The 1616-nt window shown below is 38.7% G+C and carries 1 protein-coding gene; it reads right to left on the bottom strand.

What is annotated here, in order from left to right:
• Nucleotides 1-169 precede the first annotated feature (169 nt).
• A complete protein-coding gene (locus H592_RS0116100; protein WP_028869672.1) occupies nucleotides 170-1450 on the bottom strand; it encodes a zinc-dependent metalloprotease family protein in 1281 nt (426 codons plus the stop codon).
• Nucleotides 1451-1616: the final 166 nt, after the last annotated feature.

The following is a 1616-nucleotide window of genomic DNA, read 5'->3' as shown; positions in this document are numbered from 1 at the left end:
TTTAAGTGGCGACGTACTTTTGCACGATATCAATTATTAAAAAATAAAGAAAAAACAGTTTAACCTTGATTTACAAGGAGTGACCATATATGTCCTGATCTTTTTCTTTTTTAATAACATAAGAGGAATATAAACCAAAATCTATATCCCCCCTTATTAGATGTTTTTTTTAAGCTACTTTCTTACGCAACACTAATGCAGTAAACATTAGCATTAAGAATGCAAAGCTTGAGCTACCGCCACCACCGCTACCACCACTAGAAGCTGTTCCAGTATTAGAGCCTGTATCAGTTGTTTCATCAACGGGTGCAACCCACGCTGTATTAAGCGTTAGCAAGTCGATATTTTGAGGCATTACTTCATCATTTAGCACTGCGACCGCATAGGTACTGGCTTTACTATCATTAGCAATATCAAACATTGGGTGAATAACAGAAAAGTCTACGGTAACTGGTGAAGAAGTTGCGCTTCCTGCTTCGAATACTAACGAAATAGGGGCGACCGTTTCATTTTGTTCATCGTCATTGCTTCCCCCTGCAATGTATAATTTACCTGTATCAGCCGTTGCGATATTTTTAGTACGAGTTACGGTAAAAGTAAATAATTCGTCAGTTACATTTTCAACCACATCAAGCGATAAAGTATTTACATTACTATCGTCAACAAAGTTAGCCATTAGTGGGGCATATTTATTAAGGAACGTGACCGAATCAGCGCCATTATCGCCAACACAACCCGTAGCACCAGAGATTTGAACCTCTTGATACGGTGCGTCTATCGCATATTGATAGATCAATGAATGTACGTTGTTGTCACATAGCGTTGAATAACCAATTTCATCATTTACGTCTGTCCAATCACCAACCACTTGAGATTCATAGTGTTCTAAGCCGATAGTGTGACCGACTTCGTGAGCAAGCAATCCATCATGGATATCTAGGTTTTCGGGTGATAACAAGTTAACGTCAGACAACCCCAGTGACATACGGAACTCAGGGATTGTATTCCCACCATTATCATAATCAGCTTGCGAGTATGATCCTGCATTCCCTAATGTAAGCGTACTTTTTGTTAAGCCCACATGAATATCAACTTGAGGCATGAATTCTGTCTCTTGGTCGTAATGCTCTCTTAGAATGGTTACGGCTTCTGTATTACTGCTTGAATCGTCATAGTCACCGCTAATATCAAACTCGTTTGTGTAGGTAAACGTGAGCGGCTGAATGTAAGCAGGCACTAGAGTAATATCAACACCGTTGTTTGCATAGATAGCATTCGCGGTTTCGAGTTGACGATAAAAGCCTACCACGTAACGAGACATTTCATTGCCTTGTGTTTCTTCAAAAGAGGCAGGGTATTGGAAAGCCACTTCAAGATTAACAGCCGTAGCGATTGATGGTGCGACTGCAAACGAAAGGCAGATAGCAGAGCTAAGTAAAGTTTTTTTCATATTCATCATTCCTTGTAAATAATATCGATCAGCATTTTTCTCATAAGTTATTGAGTTTACTTATATTATATTGATAAGTGTATTATGTGAATAATTATTACTACTTTTTGAGTACTAATAGCCTTTTAAGCGTCACCACCTGAATATTCTGTCATTAAGACCAGAA

This window comes from Psychromonas arctica DSM 14288 (genome assembly GCF_000482725.1).
GTDB classification, from domain to species: Bacteria; Pseudomonadota; Gammaproteobacteria; order Enterobacterales; family Psychromonadaceae; genus Psychromonas; species Psychromonas arctica.
Note: the sequence above shows the minus strand (reverse complement) of the source record. Positions and strands in the feature narration are given on the sequence as shown.

Bases quoted from the DNA above. Each gene is read 5' to 3' on its own strand.
- H592_RS0116100 (WP_028869672.1), bottom strand. From the start codon at position 1,450: ATGAAAAAAACTTTACTTAGCTCTGCTATCTGCCTTTCGTTTGCAGTC.